This is a genomic window from Algimonas arctica (genome assembly GCF_014652695.1).
In the GTDB taxonomy this organism is placed as follows: domain Bacteria; phylum Pseudomonadota; class Alphaproteobacteria; order Caulobacterales; family Maricaulaceae; genus Litorimonas; species Litorimonas arctica.
In genome coordinates this window covers 116,616-136,843 of record NZ_BMZH01000001.1, presented here as the reverse complement: position 1 = coordinate 136,843, position 20,228 = coordinate 116,616, and the positions used below count along the sequence as shown (strand labels likewise).

25 protein-coding genes are annotated in these 20,228 nt (G+C 55.2%); 13 read left to right on the top strand and 12 right to left on the bottom strand.

Annotation, left to right across the window (positions count from 1 at the left end; genetic code table 11):
- Positions 1-50 precede the first annotated feature (50 nt).
- Entirely contained in the window at positions 51-452 is a 402-nt protein-coding gene (locus IE105_RS00690) for a hypothetical protein (protein ID WP_189494321.1), read from the top strand.
- 94 nt (positions 453-546) lie between these two features.
- On the top strand, positions 547-1,164 hold the full coding sequence (locus tag IE105_RS00685; protein ID WP_189494319.1) for a hypothetical protein: 618 nt from the start codon (positions 547-549) through the stop codon (positions 1,162-1,164).
- Positions 1,165-1,180: 16 nt separating this feature from the next.
- Here IE105_RS00685 and queE read toward each other — a convergent pair whose 3' ends face one another.
- Together queE and queC are read right to left on the bottom strand one after the other, a co-directional pair.
- Positions 1,181-1,810 carry a 7-carboxy-7-deazaguanine synthase gene (gene queE, locus IE105_RS00680; RefSeq protein ID WP_189494317.1) on the bottom strand — a complete coding sequence of 210 codons (630 nt, stop codon included), beginning with the start codon at positions 1,808-1,810 and terminating at the stop codon, positions 1,181-1,183.
- Positions 1,807-2,523 carry a 7-cyano-7-deazaguanine synthase QueC gene (gene queC, locus IE105_RS00675; protein ID WP_189494315.1) on the bottom strand — a complete coding sequence of 239 codons (717 nt, stop codon included), beginning with the start codon at positions 2,521-2,523 and terminating at the stop codon, positions 1,807-1,809. Before queC ends, queE begins: the two co-directional genes overlap by 4 nt.
- A gap of 68 nt (positions 2,524-2,591) precedes the next feature.
- Between queC and IE105_RS00670 the strand changes: the two genes are divergently transcribed.
- Positions 2,592-3,053, top strand: coding sequence for a hypothetical protein (locus IE105_RS00670; RefSeq protein WP_189494313.1), 462 nt, complete (start codon positions 2,592-2,594; stop codon positions 3,051-3,053).
- An 8-nt stretch (positions 3,054-3,061) separates the two neighbouring features.
- Here IE105_RS00670 and recQ read toward each other — a convergent pair whose 3' ends face one another.
- Positions 3,062-4,969 carry a DNA helicase RecQ gene (gene recQ, locus IE105_RS00665; RefSeq protein ID WP_233353907.1) on the bottom strand — a complete coding sequence of 636 codons (1,908 nt, stop codon included), beginning with the start codon at positions 4,967-4,969 and terminating at the stop codon, positions 3,062-3,064.
- Here recQ and IE105_RS00660 point away from each other — a divergent pair.
- Positions 4,961-6,820, top strand: coding sequence for an ABC transporter transmembrane domain-containing protein (locus IE105_RS00660; RefSeq protein ID WP_189494311.1), 1,860 nt, complete (start codon positions 4,961-4,963; stop codon positions 6,818-6,820). The two genes, recQ and IE105_RS00660, sit on opposite strands and share 9 nt — an antisense overlap.
- Positions 6,821-6,963: 143 nt before the next feature.
- Here the strand turns inward: IE105_RS00660 and serS are convergent, their stop codons facing one another.
- Positions 6,964-8,232, bottom strand: coding sequence for a serine--tRNA ligase (gene serS, locus IE105_RS00655; RefSeq protein WP_189494309.1), 1,269 nt, complete (start codon positions 8,230-8,232; stop codon positions 6,964-6,966).
- 136 nt (positions 8,233-8,368) lie between these two features.
- Between serS and IE105_RS00650 the strand changes: the two genes are divergently transcribed.
- From IE105_RS00650 to IE105_RS00640, 3 genes are read left to right on the top strand one after another with little or no spacing between them, the layout of a single operon-like run.
- Positions 8,369-9,112 (top strand): DUF481 domain-containing protein, encoded by a 744-nt coding sequence (locus IE105_RS00650; RefSeq protein ID WP_189494307.1) that lies wholly within the window; start codon positions 8,369-8,371, stop codon positions 9,110-9,112.
- A gap of 58 nt (positions 9,113-9,170) precedes the next feature.
- Complete coding sequence (locus IE105_RS00645; protein WP_189494305.1) at positions 9,171-9,665, top strand: SixA phosphatase family protein; 495 nt, start codon at positions 9,171-9,173, stop codon at positions 9,663-9,665.
- Entirely contained in the window at positions 9,662-9,856 is a 195-nt protein-coding gene (locus tag IE105_RS00640; protein ID WP_189494303.1) for a hypothetical protein, read from the top strand. Before IE105_RS00645 ends, IE105_RS00640 begins: the two co-directional genes overlap by 4 nt.
- Positions 9,857-9,915: 59 nt before the next feature.
- Here the strand turns inward: IE105_RS00640 and IE105_RS00635 are convergent, their stop codons facing one another.
- From IE105_RS00635 to crtY, 5 genes are all read right to left on the bottom strand, one after another.
- Positions 9,916-10,308 (bottom strand): hypothetical protein, encoded by a 393-nt coding sequence (locus tag IE105_RS00635; protein ID WP_189494301.1) that lies wholly within the window; start codon positions 10,306-10,308, stop codon positions 9,916-9,918.
- A 111-nt stretch (positions 10,309-10,419) separates the two neighbouring features.
- On the bottom strand, positions 10,420-10,599 hold the full coding sequence (locus IE105_RS00630; protein WP_189494299.1) for a YbjN domain-containing protein: 180 nt from the start codon (positions 10,597-10,599) through the stop codon (positions 10,420-10,422).
- Between the two features lie 42 nt (positions 10,600-10,641).
- On the bottom strand, positions 10,642-10,860 hold the full coding sequence (locus IE105_RS00625) for a hypothetical protein (protein WP_189494297.1): 219 nt from the start codon (positions 10,858-10,860) through the stop codon (positions 10,642-10,644).
- A 69-nt stretch (positions 10,861-10,929) separates the two neighbouring features.
- Positions 10,930-12,489 (bottom strand): phytoene desaturase, encoded by a 1,560-nt coding sequence (locus tag IE105_RS00620; RefSeq protein ID WP_189494295.1) that lies wholly within the window; start codon positions 12,487-12,489, stop codon positions 10,930-10,932.
- On the bottom strand, positions 12,486-13,667 hold the full coding sequence (crtY, locus tag IE105_RS00615) for a lycopene beta-cyclase CrtY (RefSeq protein WP_233353936.1): 1,182 nt from the start codon (positions 13,665-13,667) through the stop codon (positions 12,486-12,488). The genes IE105_RS00620 and crtY overlap by 4 nt, the downstream gene beginning before the upstream one ends.
- A gap of 49 nt (positions 13,668-13,716) precedes the next feature.
- Between crtY and IE105_RS00610 the strand changes: the two genes are divergently transcribed.
- Positions 13,717-15,003: a Xaa-Pro dipeptidase gene (locus IE105_RS00610; protein ID WP_189494961.1), complete on the top strand. Its 1,287-nt coding sequence runs from the start codon at positions 13,717-13,719 to the stop codon at positions 15,001-15,003.
- A gap of 171 nt (positions 15,004-15,174) precedes the next feature.
- On the opposite strand, the gene IE105_RS00605 is transcribed toward IE105_RS00610, so the two are convergent.
- The gene (locus IE105_RS00605; RefSeq protein ID WP_189494291.1) at positions 15,175-15,609 is read right to left on the bottom strand and encodes a cytochrome c maturation protein CcmE; all 435 of its coding nucleotides are present in this window, start codon (positions 15,607-15,609) and stop codon (positions 15,175-15,177) included.
- Positions 15,610-15,685: 76 nt separating this feature from the next.
- Here IE105_RS00605 and ccmA point away from each other — a divergent pair, with 76 nt between their 5' ends.
- From ccmA to mazG, 5 genes are read left to right on the top strand one after another with little or no spacing between them, the layout of a single operon-like run.
- A complete protein-coding gene (gene ccmA / locus IE105_RS00600; RefSeq protein ID WP_189494289.1) occupies positions 15,686-16,327 on the top strand; it encodes a heme ABC exporter ATP-binding protein CcmA in 642 nt (213 codons plus the stop codon).
- Complete coding sequence (locus IE105_RS00595; protein ID WP_189494287.1) at positions 16,324-16,980, top strand: heme exporter protein CcmB; 657 nt, start codon at positions 16,324-16,326, stop codon at positions 16,978-16,980. The genes ccmA and IE105_RS00595 overlap by 4 nt, the downstream gene beginning before the upstream one ends.
- On the top strand, positions 16,977-17,714 hold the full coding sequence (gene ccmC, locus IE105_RS00590; protein ID WP_233353906.1) for a heme ABC transporter permease CcmC: 738 nt from the start codon (positions 16,977-16,979) through the stop codon (positions 17,712-17,714). The genes IE105_RS00595 and ccmC overlap by 4 nt, the downstream gene beginning before the upstream one ends.
- Positions 17,714-17,821 carry a heme exporter protein CcmD gene (ccmD, locus tag IE105_RS15590; RefSeq protein WP_189494285.1) on the top strand — a complete coding sequence of 36 codons (108 nt, stop codon included), beginning with the start codon at positions 17,714-17,716 and terminating at the stop codon, positions 17,819-17,821. The genes ccmC and ccmD overlap by 1 nt, the downstream gene beginning before the upstream one ends.
- A complete protein-coding gene (mazG, locus tag IE105_RS00580; RefSeq protein ID WP_267904641.1) occupies positions 17,818-18,561 on the top strand; it encodes a nucleoside triphosphate pyrophosphohydrolase in 744 nt (247 codons plus the stop codon). Before ccmD ends, mazG begins: the two co-directional genes overlap by 4 nt.
- Here mazG and hflX read toward each other — a convergent pair.
- The gene (gene hflX / locus IE105_RS00575) at positions 18,558-19,874 is read right to left on the bottom strand and encodes a GTPase HflX (RefSeq protein ID WP_189494283.1); all 1,317 of its coding nucleotides are present in this window, start codon (positions 19,872-19,874) and stop codon (positions 18,558-18,560) included. The two genes, mazG and hflX, sit on opposite strands and share 4 nt — an antisense overlap.
- Before the next feature lie 18 nt (positions 19,875-19,892).
- Positions 19,893-20,141: an RNA chaperone Hfq gene (hfq, locus tag IE105_RS00570; protein ID WP_189494281.1), complete on the bottom strand. Its 249-nt coding sequence runs from the start codon at positions 20,139-20,141 to the stop codon at positions 19,893-19,895.
- Positions 20,142-20,228: the final 87 nt, after the last annotated feature.

The following is a 20,228-nucleotide window of genomic DNA, read 5'->3' as shown; positions in this document are numbered from 1 at the left end:
GCCTGTTCAGGCTCGGCTGATAAAGGGGCTGCGACTTTAAGGGGATTTCGATGCGTCAGTTTGTGATCATTGGGCTAGCGGCCTTCAGCCTGTCCGGATGCATGACCGTCGCAAAGACAACGGGCAAAGCAGCAGCATTACCGTTCAAAGCCACTTATTTTACGGGCAAGACCGTTGGAAAAGGCGTCGTCGGCACAACCAAAATGGTTGGCAAAGGCGCCTATGCCACCGGCAAAGGGGTCTATTACGTTGGGTCCGTTCCGGTCAAAATTACGGATCAGGCGATGGATACATCAACGAAAATCTTGGTCATGACGACCCAAGTCGTCGATCTGTCCGGTAAGGTTTTTACGGTCTCCAGCAAGTTTCATGCAAGCCAGTTAGACTCCGAACTCATGAAATTTAAGCGCGCCACGAATGTACTCTCCGTTGTCATCGACGCGTTCGCATAACGGCTTAATGGTTCTGCGAGCCCTCTTCACGCTTTCGATATTTGTTTCCGTCGCCTAAAAATGCTATAATGTAGCATAATAAAGGAGACTGACCATGCGCCGCACTGCCCTCATTCTTGCTTCCACTGCCCTGATCCTCGCGCCGATGAGCGCCGTAGCCAAATCGCGCGGATTTGACAGCACCATCAGCGCGCCTGTGCAAGCGCCCGTAAAAATCGAGGTCGTTCTGTCCGAGCAATTGGCCTATCGGGCCAATAATCTCCCAAAGAAAATGAGTGAACGCGGGTCTGGCATTCGTAGCTTGCGATCCGGATTTTCTGGCAATGGATTTTATGGCGATAGAGCCCTGAACTCATTGGTCGACGAGGTCTATGAAGAGCTTAACCGGGACTTTGCGAAAAAAGGCATTCTCGTCTCTGATGACGCGGACATTGTCCTTCGCGTGACGTTGGAAGACGCCAAAAACAACCGTCCGACCTTTGAGCAGCTCTCACGAGAACCCAGCCTGAGCTTTCAGAGCTTTGGTACCGGCGGGGCGGAATTAAGTGGCGAATTATTGCGCCTGTCCGGCGAAAGCCTCGGCACTGTGTCTTACAAATGGTTTGAAACAGGCATTGACCAATTTGGGTCCCCACAGGCCAATGGTATCTGGTCGGATGCGCACCGGGCCATTTCCCGCTTCTCCAATCAAACGGCCAAAAGCCTCTCTTAGCGGTTGAGCGTCGGGATTAAGCCACGCCAATATATTTATGCGCCTGCACGCTCAGTCGCCACTGCGGGTGGGCCAAACAATATTGGAAGGCTGCGTCCGTATTCAGCTGCCGCGACGGATCATCGAGCGGCTGTAAGAAGAAATTTTCAAAGTCGAGATCAACAAATTGATCGGGCTGATTTTCTTTCTGCGGATAGACTAGTTTTAGTTCCTGACCGGACCTCTGCACCACGGGTGCATTCGCCTTCGGGCTCACGCATATCCAATCGATACCGTCTGGCGCGACGATTGTGCCATTCGTTTCAATGGCAATTTTAAAGCCCTTTGATTTAAGCGCGGCAATGAGGGCGGCGTCCAACTGCAAGAGCGGCTCCCCGCCCGTACAGACGACCCATCGGTCCTGCTGCCCGGCCGGCCATGCGGCCAAAACGGCTTCGGCCAATCCCTCGGCGTCAAACCGACCCCCGCCTGGTCCATCCGTACCGATGAAATCCGTGTCACAAAACGAACAAACAGCCGTGGCGCGGTCTTGTTCGCGTCCGCTCCATAGGTTGCAGCCCGCAAAGCGCAGGAATACGGCGACGCGACCCGCTTGGCCGCCTTCCCCCTGAACGGTGAGATAAAGTTCTTTGACAGCGTAGCTCATGATCCGGCGTAATCCGCCCATCCTTTAGCGCGTAAGTCGCAAGCGGGGCACGTACCACAGCCATAGCCCCAGGCATGCAACGTGTCGCGTACGCCCATATAGCACGTGTGGGTGCCCGTTCGGATCATCTCGACCAGCGGGTTCCCGCCGAGCGTCTCCGCCAACTCCCAGGCTTGTGCTTTGGACCGTGTCATGAGCGGCGAATGCAATGTGAACGTCCGCTCTAGCCCCAATGATATCGCCAGCATCTGTGCGTCCAATGTTTCCTTACGACAATCCGGATAGCCAGAAAAATCGGCTTCGCACATACCGGCAACGAGGTCTGAAAACCCACGCCGCCAACCGAGAGCCGCCGCATAGGTTAGAAAGATCAGGTTGCGCCCCGGAACGAATGTATTGGGCATACCGGATTCCAGCGTGTCGATTTCTCGCTCTCGCGTCAGCGCCGTTTCGCTAATTGCGCCAAAGCCCGCCAAATCAATCACATGGTCTTCGCCGAGACGGTCAGACCATTGCGGGAATTCCGTCCGCATTTGTTCCAGTAGCGCTTTTCGCACTGTCATCTCAACATTGTGGCGTTGGCCATAGGAAAACCCAATCGTTTCGACATGATCGAACCGGGTGAGCGCCCACGCGAGCACCGTCGCGCTGTCTTGTCCGCCTGAAAACAGCACTCCAGCTTTTGTCGGCTTATAGGGTGGGGTCGTCGTCATAGGCCGCACTTAAGCGCCGGATACGTCAGGCTCAAGGCCTCTGGCCCAAGACATGCATGTAAGAGTACATGCTCAAACGCCTCAAAAATGCAAAACCGCGATATAAAATCCTGATCGGGTTATGGATCATGATTGAGTTGATCAGTTTACCGGCCGCGGCCAGCGTGGCGTTTTCGATCACAGGGAAAACCGCCCCTTTGGTTGCTGAACCCGTTGAGACGACCGAGCCGGGGTTGGCGCAATATCTTGTCACCCACTCTGTACCGTTCGACGTTCTGGTTAGTGGAGCTAAAAATGACGTCAACATTATCATCGAAGACGCGAAGTCTGAGCGTGATATATCGTCATCCTGCGTGCATTTTCTCAGCGCAAATCCAAGGGTCATCAAGACGATTGACGCGCCGGGCAATCCAGACGCCCCGATTGCAACGCTATTTGTTACTGTGACCTATGACGCCGGCGAGACGCCCGACATCAGCTTCGAGCAAGTCTCTTTTGTGCCAGCCGCGCTCCCTTGCCAGTCTCTCTAAAATCTAGGCTAATTAATCGCCTCTAAAAAGACGGTGCCAAAGCGTTCGAATTTCGTTTCGCCGACCCCGGAGACCCCCAACATTTGCCCACGATTTTTAGGCCGCTTCTGCGCCATATCAATCAAAGTCGCGTCAGAGAAAATAATATAGGCGGGTTTCCCCATCTCGCGGGCCATATCCCGGCGCAAACTTTTTAAAGTCACGAGCAAATCATGATCCGCCTCCCCCATTAATTCCGGCGCGACTTTGCGCTTGCGCGTTTTTGAAGTCTGAGGCGCTTTGGGCTCAGTCATTAAAAACGCGCCCTGACCCGCGACCAAGGCTTGGCCCGGCGCATTAACGACAATCCGGCCGTAGCGTTCCATATCGACGCTGAGGTAGCCCGTGGCGATGGCCTGACGCACGAGGGATTTGAAGAACGGATCCCCCCAGCGTTGGCCTGTGCCGTGACTCGGCAGTTGATCATGTCCAAATTGGCGAATTTTATCCGTGTCGGCACCACGCGCGACCGCGATGACATGGTTGGCGCCAAAACGCTCTCCCGTGTCCTGTGCCGCGCGCATGAACGCAATTGCGGCGTCCGTCGCATCGATCCGCTCCGGCGGGTTTTCGCACACATCACATTGCCCACACGGCGGTAGATCTTCACCGAAATACGCCATCAACACCTGACGCCGACAAGTCGATGCCTCACAATAGCCGAGCAATGCATCAAGCCGCTTATGTTCGCGGAGCTGATGATCCGCGTCCGAGTCTTCCTGCGTGATGAATTGACGGCGCATTCGGATGTCGTCGAGCCCATAAAGGAGAACCGTATCGGCCGGTTGACCATCGCGGCCCGCGCGGCCGATTTCCTGATAATAAGCTTCGGGCGAACTGGGCAGATTGACGTGAAAAACAAAGCGGATATCCGGCTTGTCGATCCCCATGCCAAACGCGATCGTCGCGACCATGACGATGCCGTCCTCGGCGATAAACCGTTCCTGATTTTCAAACCGTTGTTCCGCGCTCATCCCCGCGTGATACGCCAGCGCGGTATAACCCGCTGCGACGAGCGTGCGCGTATGTTCTTCAGTGCTTTTGCGCGACAGCGCATAAACGATCCCGCTTTCTCCCTGCCGATCTTTCATAAAATCGAGCAGTTGGGACGACCGATTGATTTTGGGCTTCACCGTCAGGGACAGGTTCGGACGATCAAACCCCTGCACAATCACGTCGCCCTTGCCGCCAAATAATTGCGCCGCAATATCCGTCCGGGTGCCTGCATCCGCTGTCGCGGTGAAGGCTGCAATCCGCGCGTCCGGGAACTTGGCTTTCAAGCCAGAGAGCATGCCATATTCGGGCCGGAACGCGGGTCCCCATTTGGAAACACAATGCGCTTCGTCGACGACAAATAAGGGCGGGTTGATCTGTTCCATCGCCAACAGCATGCGCGGCGTCATCAGCCGTTCTGGCGACATGTAAAGCATGCTGACTTCGCCGCGAGCGACCCGTTTCCATTCCTCAACATTGCGGGCGCGATCTTGGCCCGAATGAAGGCAGGACACCGCAATGCCATTCGCGCGTAAGGCCGCAACTTGGTTATCCATCAAGGCGACGAGCGGGCTGATAATAATGCTAACCCCGTCCAACATCAGCGACGGCACTTGGTAGCAAAGCGACTTCCCAGCGCCCGTCGGCATCACGGCGAGCACATTCCGTCCAGCCATAATCGCGTCGATCACCTCTTCCTGACCGGGTCGGAAAGCATCGTGACCAAAGACGGTTTTCAATGCGGAGTGCATATTGGAAAAGCGTTGCGGCATGAAAGGCTCACTGGGGTGGTTCGGTAAAAGCAACAAGCCCCAGATTTCGCGCAAAGCACAGCTTTCCACACGTGCTTCGCTATGACATAGCCGCACCCGATCATGGCTCATTCTCCCGATTCCAAAGACTTTGCCCGTTCAACAGGCGCCGCCTTCGCGGCCCAGATCGAACAGGACAAAGGTCACCGTGACCGATCCCGCTCGCTCCGCCCGCTCGCCGCGCTGTGGCCCTTCGTATTGCGCTATCCGGGACGGCTCGTCGGCTTTCTGATTACGTTGATCTTTTCGTCTATCGGGACATTATCGCTCGGCGGCATTCTTAAACTCATTGTGGATTGCGGATTTGGTGGTGACAAAGCCCCAGACTATTGCGCCGCATTACCCTTTGCCCAGAACGGAGCACTGGATAGCTATTTCGTTCTCGTCATGGGTTTCGCACTGATTTTTTCCATATTCGGCGCATTACGATTTTACTTTATCACAACGCTTGGCCAACGCGTCGTTGCGGATTTGCGTCGGGCGGTGTTTGATCGACTGACAAGTCTCAGCCCACAATATTTCGAACGCGTCCGGACCGGTGAAGTCTTATCGCGCCTGACGACGGATACGACTTTGGTCGAAACCGTGGTGACAGGATCGATTTCTTTTGCTTTGCGGTCTGTTGCGATCATTCTTGGGTCGTTGATCATGATGTTCGTCGTCAGTTGGCAGCTCGGCCTGTTGGTCGTCGGTGTCGGCGGAATCATTTTTGTGATCGTTGTTCTCGTAACACCAGTTATCCGCCGCCTCTCTCGTGATGGACAGGACCGCTTAGCTGAAGCTTCGGGCCGGGCGAGTGAAGCCATCGGGTCAATTCAAACGGTACAGGCCTATACGCGCGAAGCCCTAGAGCGTGGACTGTTCGGTGCTGCCATTGAACGGACTTATGATGTTCAGGCCAAGCGGATCACAGTTCAATCTTGGCTGACGGCAATCCTGTTCGCCATTAGCATGGTCGGAATTACCGGGATTCTCTGGAATGGCGCGCGACAAGTCATGGCGGGCACCATGAGCGGTGGCGACATAGTTGCCTTCACGTTTTTTGCGATGATGAGCGTATCGAGCCTTTCCTCCTTAACCGAAACTTGGACCAACCTGCTGCGCGCAGCGGGCGCGTCCGAACGGTTAATCGATATTCTGGATGAAAACCCGACGATAACGGGCAATGACACGCCCAAAAACGTCGATCCGATCACGTTTGATGATGTCACGTTCACCTATCCCACCCGACCGGATACATCCGCGCTAAGCGATGTCAGTTTCACTGTGAACGCCGGCGAAACGATTGCTCTAGTCGGGCCAAGCGGTGCAGGTAAAACCACCGTTTTCCAACTGCTGCTGCGCTTCTATGATGTGCAAGGCGGGACAATCCGGCTCGGTGATGCGGATACGCGCACGCTTGATCCGGAAAGTCTACGCGCGCAAATCGCGGTCGTGCAGCAGGGCGCGCCGCTCTTCTCCGGCACGGCTTTTGACAATATTGCCTATGGTCGCGAAGGCGTGTCCCGCGACGACGTCATCGCCGCCGCCAAAGCTGCTTTCGCGCATGAATTCATCGACGCGCTGCCATCCGGCTATGACACAGATATTGGCGAACGTGGCGCGACCCTGTCCGGCGGACAGCGCCAACGCATCGCCATCGCCCGCGCGATCTTGCGTGATGCGCCGATCTTGCTGCTCGACGAAGCCACGTCGGCGCTGGACTCGGAAAGCGAACGCGCTGTGCAACTGGCGTTTGAGACGCTGCGCCAAGGCCGCACGACGCTTGTTATCGCGCACAGGCTCGCCACAGTGTTGAAAGCCGACCGGATTATTGTTTTGGATGGAGGCCGCGTCGTCGAAACCGGGACCCATGATGAATTGAGCGCCCAAGGCGGGCTCTATGCGCGATTGGCTGAGTTGCAATTCACGGCAGGGTCGTAACGCGCGACCATCGCCACCAAATTGAACATCGCAGCATGGACCCCCGATCAAGTCGGCGAAAAGGGACCGAGAGAGCTGGCCCCTCTACACTCCCGCTCTCCCGACAATCGTCGGGAGAGCGGAGTATTGGGTTAGGCCGTGCCTCAGCCAATCCGCTCAACACCGCCCATATAAGGCACGAGCGCGGTCGGCACGGTAATGCTACCGTCTTCATTCTGATAGTTTTCCAGCACTGCGACGAGTGTCCGACCCACGGCCAATCCACTGCCATTGAGCGTGTGGACAAAGCGGTTGTCCTTCTCGCCCGCCCGGTAACGCGCATTCATCCGGCGCGCTTGGAAGTCGCCGCAGTTCGAAATCGAGCTAATCTCGCGGTAGGTCTCTTGGCTCGGTAGCCACACATCAATGTCGTAGCTCTTGCGTGCGCCAAACCCGAGATCACCCGTGCACAACTCAACGACGCGATAAGGCAGCTCCAGCTTTTGCAAGACCGCTTCGGCGCAACGGAGCATATTCTTATGCTCATCATCGCTGGTCTCCGGCGTCGCGATCGACACCATCTCAACCTTATTGAATTGATGCTGACGGATCATCCCCTTGGTATCCCGTCCGGCAGACCCGGCTTCGCTCCGGAAACACGGCGTATGCGCGGTTAAGCGGCGCGGGAGTGTGTCGGCGTCGAGAATGCTCTCACGGACCGTGTTGGTCAGGGACACTTCAGCGGTCGGGATGAGGTAATGATCACCTGTCGTTTTATAGAGATCTTCTTCAAATTTAGGGAGCTGGCCTGTGCCCATAAGCGCGTCTGCCCAAACGAGTAAGGGCGGGCTCGTTTCCTCAAACCCCTCACCGGTCTGCATATCCAGCATCATCGCGGCCAAGGCGCGATCCATCCGGCTCAGCGCGCCGCGAAGCACGACAAAGCGTGAGCCGCTCATCTTGGCGGCCGTTTCAAAATCCATCATCCCAAGCGCTTCGCCGAGATCATCATGCGCCTTTGGCGTGAAATCAAACGCGCGGGGTTCACCCCATTTAGCGATTTCAACATTATCGTCTTCGCTTTCGCCGTGCGGCACATCCTCATTCGGAATATTGGGGAGGCTCGCGAGCAGATCATTGAGAACGGCAGTTTCGCTGTCGAGTTGCGCGCCGAGCGCCGCAATGACGTTTTTCGCGCCTGCGACTTCGGTTTTCAACCGTTCGGCCTCAACCTTGTCGCCCTGTCCCATGGCCGCGCCAATTTGCTTAGACGCTTTGTTGCGGGCCGCTTCGGCCTCTTGCACCATCGTCTTGCACTTCCGGATCAGGATATCCTTTTCGAGGATTTTCTCCGTTTGCGGATCGAGACCGCGGCGGGCCCACCCTGCATCGAAATCGGCGGGGTTTTCGCGAATGGCTTTAAGGTCGAACATGAGTTTGTTTCATCAGTGAGAGAGTTTCGACGCCGCCATAATGGCGGGAATAGCAGGCGTAAAGCGTGAGCTTCGTAAGGTGACGTTAACCCAATTTTATCAAAAGGCGATATCGCATCTTTTTCGGAGTCTCCGCATGTTTCGCCGCGCCCTGTTAGCCTCTCTCATATCCATCCTGCCGGTTGCGAGTTTCGCGCAAAATGAAGCGGATATCGGTTGGACGGGCGAGGTCGAATTGAACGGGGCAACCAGTACGGGCAATAATGAAACAACCAATGTCGGCACGAAGGTCAAGTTAAAGCGGCGGGGCTATGATTGGCGGCATGACTTCGCAGGGTCCGCAGAATATGGCGAAGCGTCCGGCGATACGAACAAGCAGCGGTTTCGCGTCAGTTACAAGGTTGGGCGTGACCTCAGCGAGCAAAGCTACCTCTATTTGAACTCTGATTATTATAGCGATGATTTCGGCGCGTATAAGAATGGCTACTTTGCTGGCGGAGGCTATGGTCACACAATTTTAGCCGACGGACCGACGCTTTGGAAGTTAGAAGCCGGAGCCGGTTACCGGTCACAAAAATCTCGGCTGAGTGTCACCACGCCCACCGACCCTATTAGTCAGCAGGAAAGCTTCGCCTCGACCCGATTGTTTTCGGAACTCGAGCATGATTTCAACGATAAAGTTTCGGTCAGCAACGACACAGAACTCCTTTACTCCGACATCGACACCTATGTCATAAACGAATCTGCTCTGACATCGGATATGTTCGGTGCGTTTGCCCTGCGCGCCAGTTTCCGCGTCGAAAGCCACACGGACGTCCCGGCAGGTCGGGAACAGACAGACACGATTTCACGGATCGGGATTGTCTATACAATGAATTAGGGTGGGATTGAGTGTCCCTAGCATTGAGCCCAGACGGACATACCGTTAAGCTGCGATCATGCTCACCCATCTCCTGCTTATGCGTCACGCCAAATCAAGCTGGAATAGCGACGTGCAATCCGATCATGAACGGCCGCTCAATGGACGCGGCCAAAAGGCCGCTACAGCTGTCGGTCAGGCGCTGACGGCTCGCGGGTATGCGCCGCAGACGATCTGGAGCAGTGATTCCAAACGCACACGCGAAACCGCCATGCGTCTCATCCGGGCGATCCCGGGCGCGCAGCGCGTCGATTATTTCAGCGAGTTTTACCACGCCTCCCCGTCCGATGTATTCACGCTAGCGAAAAAACACGGTGAGCCCGATGTTGAGCGGTTGATGTGGCTTGGACACAATCCGGGTTGGTCCGAACTGCACAGCCTGATGAGCGGACATCATGATGATTTCCCGACGGGGGCTTGTTCCGTGTTGGAACGCATTGATGATGGCGACTGGTTGTCCCCGCAAAACTGGCGCTTGATCGACTTTATTCGACCGCGTGAGTTGGACGCGTGAATGAAAAATTGCGCGCGATCTGGCGGCTCAGCGTCGCGGTTTTGCTCTACCCGCTCGCCCTTGCGGCCCTGATCTGGATTTGGTGGACGGGAAAACCTGCCGTCTGGGGCGTGGCGGTCATGGTCGTCGTTTTAATGGTCGACCGAACATGGCTGTTCTTACTGCGGCAGCTGTTCTCGCGGCGCCGATAAATAAAAAGCGCCCACGGCGGTGATCGCCGGGGCGCTTAATAACTTGCAGAGTTCTGTCTCTATTTAAGCGACAGCAATGTGTCTTGATCGCGAAGAGCATAGAGAAGTCCCATCGCTGCGGCCGCCGGAATAGCGGCAAGGAAAAGCTGATTAAAGTTATCCGTACCCATGATGTAAGCGGGCAAGACTACAAAAATCGCGCCCGTGTGCAGCAGAAAGACGAGACCGTAGCTGATCCGTTTCTTGAACCCGAGCAGAAACGCGATCAGCAAAATAATCCAGAACGCCCCAATCGCGTAGCCAACGGTCTCATTGAGGCCCGGCATATGGTAATATTTCTTGGCAATCCCGTCTGCTGCGCCCGGGCTCATAAAGCGCATCAACTGCCATGGCAGCAGGAAGTAAAAGATAGACAGCCGCGTCAGAAGCAACGGCAAACGAAGTTTCGGCATGAAAGCCTCCCAGTGAAAACTAGGCGCCCCTTAGCAAAGCTTCATCGCAACATGTGACACTCTGTTGTGATCACAGGTCACGTCCGCGTGAAACACGCCAAAGAGCAGGCGCTATAAGTCTGAAACAAAATCTCTGAATTGAGAGACTGTAGTTTGAAAAACGGTCATGAAGTTTGCGAATTGCACGCGCGTGATGCCGCGGTCTGCCAGCAGATCGGCTTCCACAACAGGATCGCCTTCGAGATCAATGTAAGCGCGCGACAGTCTTTTCGTTCTGTTCCATGTGTTCATGTCGTCAGTATCAGCATTCGAGCCCGTGATACCGTAATAGAGCTAAAGGTCCCCATCGTCAAAAATCGTAATCAGATACCCGCGCCCATCGACACGAACCCTAAGACTAGAGTCTGATAAAACTTCGACCGCCGAATACCCCTCATTTTCAAGTAGTGATTCGACCTCATTTGCCGAAAGATTTTTCAGAATGTCCGCAGCATGCACTTGCGTCGGCGCGGCTAAAAAAATGAAAATGAATGCGAGAATAATGCGTTTCATGAATACGACCCCTGTTTAGTTAAATTGACTAGGTCACAAAACCGCGTGTGTCCAGCGACAGGCTTTTGATTAAGCTATCTGCTTCAAGCTCTCTTGAAAATCATCCGCCACGACACCCGCTGTCGCTTTTGCTGCACCGACAACACCGGGAACCCCTGCGCCCGGGTGCGTCCCCGCCCCGACAATATACATATTATCCAGCACATCATCGCGGTTATGCGGGCGAAACCAAGCGGATTGCGTCAGGATCGGCTCAATCGAAAAGGCGCTGCCGTGATGTGTATTCATTTCATCACGGAATCCAAACGGCGTGAGCGTCTTCTGCACAACAAGATCGCGGCGCAGGTTCGGGATCGCATGTTGTTCGAGATAGTCGAGAATTTTATCGGCATATTGCGGCCCGACATTGTCCCAATCAACATCGGCGTGACCCAAATGAGGTACGGGGGAAAGCACATAATAAGAGCTGCACCCGTCTGGCGCCATAGACGGGTCCGTAACGCAAGGCGCGTGAAGATAGAGAGAGAAATCATCGGGCAGTTTTCGGCCCTTGCCAAAAATCTCGGCAATGAGTTCACGATACCGCTGCCCGAGCAAAATGATGTGGTGCTTCATCTCCGGATGGGTGGTTTTCAAGCCGAAATAGAGCACGAAAAGCGACATTGAGTGGCTCTTCTTGGCCAAACGGTTGCCATAGGATTTGCCCCGGTCATGGCCCCGCAATAGCTGTTTATAGGTATGCACCACATCGGCGTTGGACGCGACCAAATCTGCCGTCAGGGACCAGCCGTCAGCCGCCTCGACCCCCGTCACTCGGTCGCCATCTGTGTGAATATCGGTAATCTCGGTCGACAAGCGGAGTGTCCCGCCCATGTCCTCGAACAGACGGATCATGCCGTCGATCAGTGCGCCCGTGCCGCCTTTCGCAAACCAAACCCCGCCCTTGCGTTCCAGGGCATGGATCAGCGCATAGATCGAACTGGTCTTAAACGGATTGCCGCCGACGAGCAGCGACTGAAAGCTGAGCAATTGCCGCACGCGGTCGTTTTTCACGAATTTACTGACCATCGAATAAACGCTCTTATCGGCGCGCAAACGGATCAACTGCGGCGCGGCTTGGAACATTTGCCGCATTTTGAGAAAGGCGGTGGTGCCGAGTTTCTCATAGCCCTCGCGGTAGAGCTCCTGACTATAGGCGAGGAAGCGGCGGTAGCCTGTCACATCGTCAGGATTACGGGCTTCAATTTCGGTTTCGAGCGTGTCTTGGCTGGCCCAATAATCGAGTGTGTCGCCATCTTCCCACTGCAAACGGTAAAACGGGTCAACCGGCAGCAGAGTGACGTAATCATCCATGTTTCGGCCCGTGAGCGTCCACAGTTCGCGCAGGCAATCCGGGTCCGTAATAACGGTTGGCCCGCCATCGAATTTGAAACCCGCTTCTTCATAGACATAGGCGCGGCCACCGGGCTTATCCCGGTTGTCGATAATGGTGGTCGCGAACCCCATGCTTTGCAGACGAATGGCCAAAGCGATGCCGCCAAAGCCCGCGCCGATAACGATAGCCGTTGGCTTCGTGCCCGCCCCCTGTTTGGCGGCAGCGACGTCGAGCGGATCGAGGGTTGCAGTCATGTATCATGTCCCTTTGCGCGGGCTTGGTCGCGCTGCCGCCGGATAAAGGCGGTCTCACTAAAATTTGCAATCGCTTTGCTTACGGGCACGGGCGGTTTTCCGATGAGAATTCTCGCCTTGTCACGCAGCGACAAATCGTTGCGGTAGAAGCGACGGATTAATCGGTCTCCAAGCCCATAGAAGCGTTGCAAAACGAGATAGCGTTTAGCCGGCTCAGCGGCACAGAAAAACATTCGGTTGAGCAGCCGTGCGTAACGTTCGCGCGCAATATGATGGCGACGAAAATCGACGATGGCCTGTGGGGCGGCTTGCGGTCCGTTGCGCTGTATCGCTTGCGCGATTACATTGGCGAGCTCAACGGCATGCGGCAGAGTGAAACCTGTTGAGGCCACCGCGAAACCGCCGCCCAAGCCGATTTTGGTACTATCATCATCCCGGTCTGTCGCCATCATCATCGGCAGGACGCCTTTTTCACGCCGCACGATCGTATAGCCCCCCCAGCCTTTATCATGAATATAGGCATCGATCCGGTTTCCTATTTCGTCTTCCGACAGGGTCGGCGTGTCCGCAAAATAGGTATCTTCGACCAAAATTTCGCGATCCGAATACGGGAGCAAATACATAAAACGATAGCCGTCAATCTGCGCGACCGTGGCGTCCATGATGACGGGGCGTACAACACCGTGAGGCCTGTCTGTGCGGATAACGTGGCCGACGAACTTCTGCCAACCGGGGAATTCGTCGCTCCGTGGACGGTATCCCGTCGCATCAATATGCGGAATGTCCGTCCGCTCAGGCGCGCAAGTCCGTGAGTGGACTTGCAAACGCCCGGATTGGATGAACGGCTCGACGCAAGAAAATAATGTGTCGGAATTACCGGAACAATATTCAATGTCCAAGGTTCGCGACCGCTTGGGAAACCGAACGTCATAGCGGGGCCATCGATGCGCGACAAAGGGTGAAAACCAGTCTCGTAAATTCGGCGCAATGTCAGATCCGTTGAAGGACCATGTATGGTCACCCGCGATTCGGTCAGACGTTTCGTAAATCGCGATGGTCAACGCCGGATTGACGCTCAGGCAGCGCCATGCGGCCACAAGCCCAGATAAACCCGCGCCAGAAATGAGCAGGTCGGGCGATTTTGCGCCTATATTTGGGCTTTCCACTTGCAGAGCCATCGATGTCACGCTTAGCTCACTCCACAACGTAGGACTACAGGTGACCGATATGAAAACAGCCCTTTCCCTCCTACTCGCAACGGCACTTTGCGGACCAGCCCTCGCGAACTCCGGCACAACCGTCATACATGCGGGGACCCTGATCGACACGAAAGCGGGAACAACCCTGTCGGACCAATATATCACGATTGAAAATGGCGTCATAACAGCGGTGGGCGCAGCAGCGGACACTCCAAAACCAGACGTCGATATCAATTTTATAGATCTCTCCGAGATGACAGTGCTCCCCGGCCTGTCTGATTCTCATGTGCATCTGACCAGTGATGCCGCGGTTCATGGCTACCGCCAATTAGAGCGCTCCACGTCACGCGCCGCGATTACAGGGGTGATGAATGCCAAACGCACGCTTGCAGCCGGCTTTACAACGGTTCGCAATCTCGGCGCTCCCGGATTCACGGATGTCGCACTAAAAGAGGCCATTGAGGACGGCGATGTGCCCGGCCCTCGAATCATCCCGGCGGGTCGCTCGATTGGTATCACCGGAGGGCACTGCGACAGTAATCTTCTGCCGTTTGAGTATCAACAAGTCGCTGGCGGTGTTGCTGACGGACCATGGGCGGTGCGCGCTAAAGTGCGAGAAAATAAGAAATACGGCGCGCAGGTGATTAAATTTTGCGGAACGGGCGGCGTTCTCTCCAAAGGCACAAGCATCGGCGCGCAGCAATTCACCGCGGAAGAGATGAACGCCATTGTCGATGAAGCGCACGCGCTCGGCATGAAAGTCGCGGTTCATGCACATGGCGAAAAAGGGATTAACACGGCGATCAAAGCAGGCGTCGATTCTGTTGAACATTCCTCCCTCATTTCCGACGCCGGAATCAACTTGGCCCTGCAAAACGGCACAACCCTGTCGATGGATGTTTATGTCTCGGACTATATTCTCACCGAAGGCGCCGAGGCCGGAATTTTAGAAGAAAGCCTGGCCAAAGAACGCCAAGTCGGTCGCGCACAACGCGAGCGATTCCAAGCGGCTGTAAAGTCCGGCGTGCCCCTCGCCTTTGGCACGGATGCCGGTGTTTATCCACATGGCACGAACGGCAATCAGTTCGCCTTTATGGTCAAGTGGGGACAAACACCGATGCAAGCGATTCAAAGCGCAACCATCGTCAACGCCAAACTTTTCGACCTAGACGGGAAAATCGGAGTCATCGCACCGGGCGCCTTCGCCGATATAATTGCCGTCGATGGCGATCCGCTTCAGGACATTTCAGAATTAGAAGATATTGATTTTGTTATGAAAAATGGGAAAGTCTATCCCCTTGCGTCGCAAGAGTGAGGCGGTCGCATCAGAAAGACTTTTTTAACCACATCACGACTTAAAGCAGCAGAAACGGTACTAGGCCCTGCCTATTGAGGTATCAGTCTGTCATAATGGTATTGTCTACTTCGGTAAACAAAGGCGAGCAGTGAGGCTGCCCCACATCTGCCAAACTGCTCGCCACAATACTTAGCTTTCGAGTTGGTCCTGATACTCAATTTTCGGTTGATATTCTTCATCATGTTTGGCGAGAACGTCATTCGCTAAAAACTCTGTGTCACTAATCATCCGCCCTGACACAACCACGCCCTGTCCTTCAAGGAATAGGTTTGGCAATTGACCGTTAAACGTGACTTTTATCGGTGCAGGCATTGGCCGTTCAAAATCGACCATATCAAAATATGTCGTCACACCTGAGCGTTCAACTGTGCCCTCGACCACTAACCCGCCAACGCGAAACGTCTCTGACTTCGCGACAAAATTCTCTGCCACGACATCTGACGGATTATAGAAAAACTGCGTGTTCTCGTTCAAGGCCGTTAAGATCAGCCCCATGCCGATGGCGAGGCCACCTCCAATGAGGGCAATTAACGCCAAGCGGCGATTTCTATTTGGCGGTCTCATAGGGTCTTCTGATATAGGTCACAGTCCAACGATTCAACATCGTGACTCTGTGGCCGCACCGCGCCATAGGGTCGCCATGGACGTGCGCCATAACATAAGATTATTGATTGATCAGCTGTCTTTGTCGCGTGGCGACCGCACTCTGATCCACGGTCTCTCTCTGTGCGTCGAACCCGGCCAAGCGCTCTGGCTGACAGGGCCAAATGGCATTGGGAAAACCACCCTCCTGCTAGCCTGTGCGGCGCTTCTCTCACCGGATGAAGGCGACATCCGTTGGACGTCAGAAGATAGAAATATCCCCGCAAATCAAGCACTTGCTTACGCCGCACACCGGGGTCCGGAACGCAGCGAGTTGAGATTGGGCGAAGAATTGAGTTTCTGGCAAACCCTGCTCAATGATGACATGTCGCTCAACGATCGGCTCACATCGGTTGGGTTGCAAGACCGCGACGACACCCCTGTCGCGGGCCTGTCTGCGGGTCAAATACGCAGGCTTTCTCTCGCCCGGCTTATGGCCTCAAATCGGGCCGCATGGTTGATGGATGAACCGTTGTCAGGATTGGATGTTGACGGCAGAGCCCTTGTGACAGAAACTTTGAGCCAGCATCTCGCCCGCGGCGGACTAGCCATCATCGCGTCGCATCAACCCGTTCCGATCATCGGCGTTACGGCGAAGAAACTCGTGCTAGAGCCCGCGATCTCAGGCGCCGCATCATGATCCGCGTGATCCTCATCCGAGAATTACGCCTCGCCGCGCGCGGCGCGTCCGGCACGGGCCTGTCGCTCGCGTTCATGGCGCTGTTCATTTTACTGTGCGGTATCGCGCTCGGTGGATCCACCCCTGCGCTTGGCCCCGGCTTGCTCTGGCTCGCCGCAACCCTCTCCGCTCTGCTGGGTCTAGACCGCTTCTATCAAACGGATCAGCAAACGGGCGCGCTTGCACAAATGCACTTGGCCGGAACGACGGGCCTTTCCATCGTGATTGCAAAATGTATCTCCTTTGCGCTCACAACCTTACTCCCGCTCATTCTTGTGTCGCCGTTTCTCGCGCTATTGATAGAGATGACAGGGACAGCCATCACCGGAACAGTTCTATCCTTGTTGATCGGTGCGCCTGCGATGGTGGCCTACGCCTCTGTCACGGCAGCGCTCCTCGCCGGACAAAGAAGCGGCGGCGTGCTCGCCGTCATCCTCACCGCGCCCCTGTTAATTCCTGTGCTTATTTTTGGCACAGAAGCCGCTAATGCTTTCGCCACAGACGGTTTGGGTGCGGTGCAATTTCGTATGCTTGCGGGGTTGAGCTTCATCGCTGTCGCGCTAGGACTTCCAACCAGCGTCGCCGCCCTCGCGGCGAATAGAGGACCGTCATGATTACTCGCTTTGCCAATCCGCAACGCTTTGTCGGCCTTGCCCGCTGGTTGACGCCGATCTTTGGCTGGAGCGCTTTGCTGATCTTGGCCCTTGGCCTGTGGCAAGCGTTATTCGCCTCCCCCGCAGAAGCCGAACATGGGCAAACTGTCCGCATTATGTATGTCCATGTTCCCGCCGCATGGAGCGCGATGGCGGCTTATAGTTCGATTGCGTTAGCCAGTTTGATTAGCTTTGTCTGGCGTCACCCGATTGCAGACCTCGCTGCGCGCTCCCTCGCCATTCCGGGGGCTGCTTTCACCGTGCTGGCCCTCATAACGGGTAGCCTGTGGGGCAAACCCGATTGGGGCACCTATTGGCAATGGGACGGTCGGATGACGAGCGTTCTCATTCTGCTGTTTATCTATATTGGCTATATGGCAATCTGGCAGGTGGTTGAAGACCGGAAGCGCGCGTCTCGTCTCGCCGCGATCACCGCCATGATTGGCTGGGTCAATATTCCCATTATCAAATTTTCCGTCGAATGGTGGAACACGCTGCACCAACCGGCGACGATTTCCATGCCCGACAGCCCCGGTCTTGCACCGCAACTCCTACTGCCGCTCGCGTTAATGGCGCTCGGTTATACCTTGCTGTTGGGGTGGTTAACGATGCGGGGCATGTTGGCCGAGATCGCCTCTGCGCGAGCAGCGCGCAAGCCTGCACCCGCCGCAACGGCCCGTGTGGAGGCTCTCTGATGCTCGATATGGGTCCCTTCGCCGTCTTCATCTGGGGCAGCTACGGCGCGTCGGCTTTGGTGTTAGGCGCCTTGGTCTTGCGCGCGCTGCGCCAACCTAAACCGTGAGCGGTTTACCGGTAGAGCGCTATGCGCGGCTTAAGGCCCTAATGGACCGACTGCGTGCGGATTGCCCGTGGGACCGCGAACAAACGTTTGAGACCATCGCCCCTTACACAATAGAAGAAGCCTATGAAGTCAAAGACGCCATAGACCGCAACGATATGGGCGAACTTAAATCAGAGCTTGGCGATCTTTTATTCCAAGTCTTGTTTCATGCCAAACTCGCCAGTGAAGTCGGCGCTTTCGACCTTGATGATGTTGTCGACACTCTCGTCGATAAAATGGTTCGGCGCCATCCGCACGTCTTTGACGGGGCCGAAAAATTTGATTGGGATGAATTGAAAGCGCAAGAACGGTCTGGCCGCACATTGGACGGTGTCGCCCTTGCCCTGCCTGCTTTGATGCGCGCGCAGAAATTACAAAAACGCGCCGCGAAAGTCGGCTTTGACTGGCCGGATCATGAAGGCGCATTCGATAAAATTGTCGAAGAAGCGGCTGAGTTAAAAGATGCACAGCCTGAGCATCGGCACGAAGAAGCTGGCGATTTGATCTTTTCAACCGTCAATCTGGTGCGGAAACTCGGCCTGGATGCCGAAGCCGCGCTGCGTGACGCCAATGCAAAATTTAACCGGCGATTTGATGCCGTTGAGGACCGCGCAGGCCGGTCGCTCAAGGGATTAAATCTCGACGAAATGGAAGCGCATTGGCAAGCCGTTAAAACGGCAGAAACTAAAGGTCTGACTTAGACGTCTATTAACGCGGCATGTTTCGCCCGAAACTTGCCTGCATCGCTTTCCGTCAATCGCACCATCATTTTGATCGACCCGGCTTCTCCGGTCGTTTCTTCGATCACATGACCATGTTCATGAAGCCACGCGCGCGCAGAAAAGACCTTCGGCGAAATCGTGACATCTAGGATTTCGTCACTGCGAGTCAACGCCTCCTCAACCCCAGCCAGCAAAGCGTCAATGCCGTCTCCCGACAGACAGGAGATAAGAAACGCATCGTTGAGAAACGCTTCAGTACGGGCGCGATCCGCTAGTTGCGCGACTTCGTCATATTGATCGTCCGGCAGCAAATCAGCTTTATTCCAAACTTCAATCAGGGGCTGACCGTGATCTGGACCTGCCCCGATTTGGTTGAGGACATCCATCACCTCTTCGCGACGACGCGCGGTCAACGGGTCGGAAATATCGCGCACATGCAACAACACGTCGGCTTCTAGTGTTTCTTCCAATGTGGCGCGGAACGAGGTGATAAGTTGCGTCGGCAAATCAGAAATAAACCCAACTGTGTCGGATAAAATAGCCTCTTGTCCGCTCGGCAAGGGCAAGACCCGATGCGTCGTATCCAATGTCGCAAACAACATATCTTTGGCCAGCACGCCGCCAGTTGTCAGATGATTAAAGAGGGTCGACTTCCCCGCATTCGTGTAGCCGACAAGCGCAACAATCCGGTTTTGCGAGCGTTTACGATTAGAGCGTTGAAGGTCGCGTGTGCGCGACACATCATCAAGCTGAGACTTGAGTTTTTCGATCTTGTCATGAAGTTGGCGACGATCGCTTTCGATCTGCGTTTCGCCCGGTCCTGACAAGAAACCAGAGCCGCCGCGTTGCCGCTCCAAGTGGGTCCAGGTCCGTACCAGCCGAGACCGTTCATAGTTCAACCGCGCCAACTCGACCTGCAATCGGCCTTCCTTGGTCGCCGCGCGCAGTCCAAAAATTTCGAGGATCAAACCCGTCCGGTCAATCACTTTGACGTTTAATGATTTTTCCAGATTACGCTGTTGGATCGGCGTGAGTTCACCATTGACGATGACAATGTCCAACGACAACGCTTTAATCGACGCGGCCATATCTTCGATTTGACCAGAGCCAAAATAATTGCTGACCTTCACTTCACGAATCGGAACAATCCGATTGTCCACGGGCGTTACGCCAAGCGCTTCGGCGAGGCCGACCGCCTCTTCCAAATCATAGTCCGCATCGGCGGCTCTGACACCGGCAAATCGAGGGTGTACAACGAGCGCGCGTTGGGTTTTTACATCATTTTCGTACAAGGATGGTGGCCGTTCTGACTAGTCTAAGTCTTCGTCGTCTGACGGATCGTGCAATAACACGGGGCCAGACGGCATGATGGTACTGATCGCGTGCTTGTAGACCAACTGGGAGCTACCGTCGCGGCGTAACAACACGCAAAAGCTATCGAACCAGGACACAACGCCCTGTAATTTCACACCATTGACGAGAAAAATCGTCAGCGGCATTTTGGATTTACGAACTGTATTGAGAAACGTGTCTTGAAGACTTTGTTTGCGGTCCGACATAGCGGGTCACCTATTGTTTTTATTGGGCAGCGCCGTGATTTTCGGCCGTACCATGGGTCTGAACTTAACCTTAGCAACGCGTTTGCC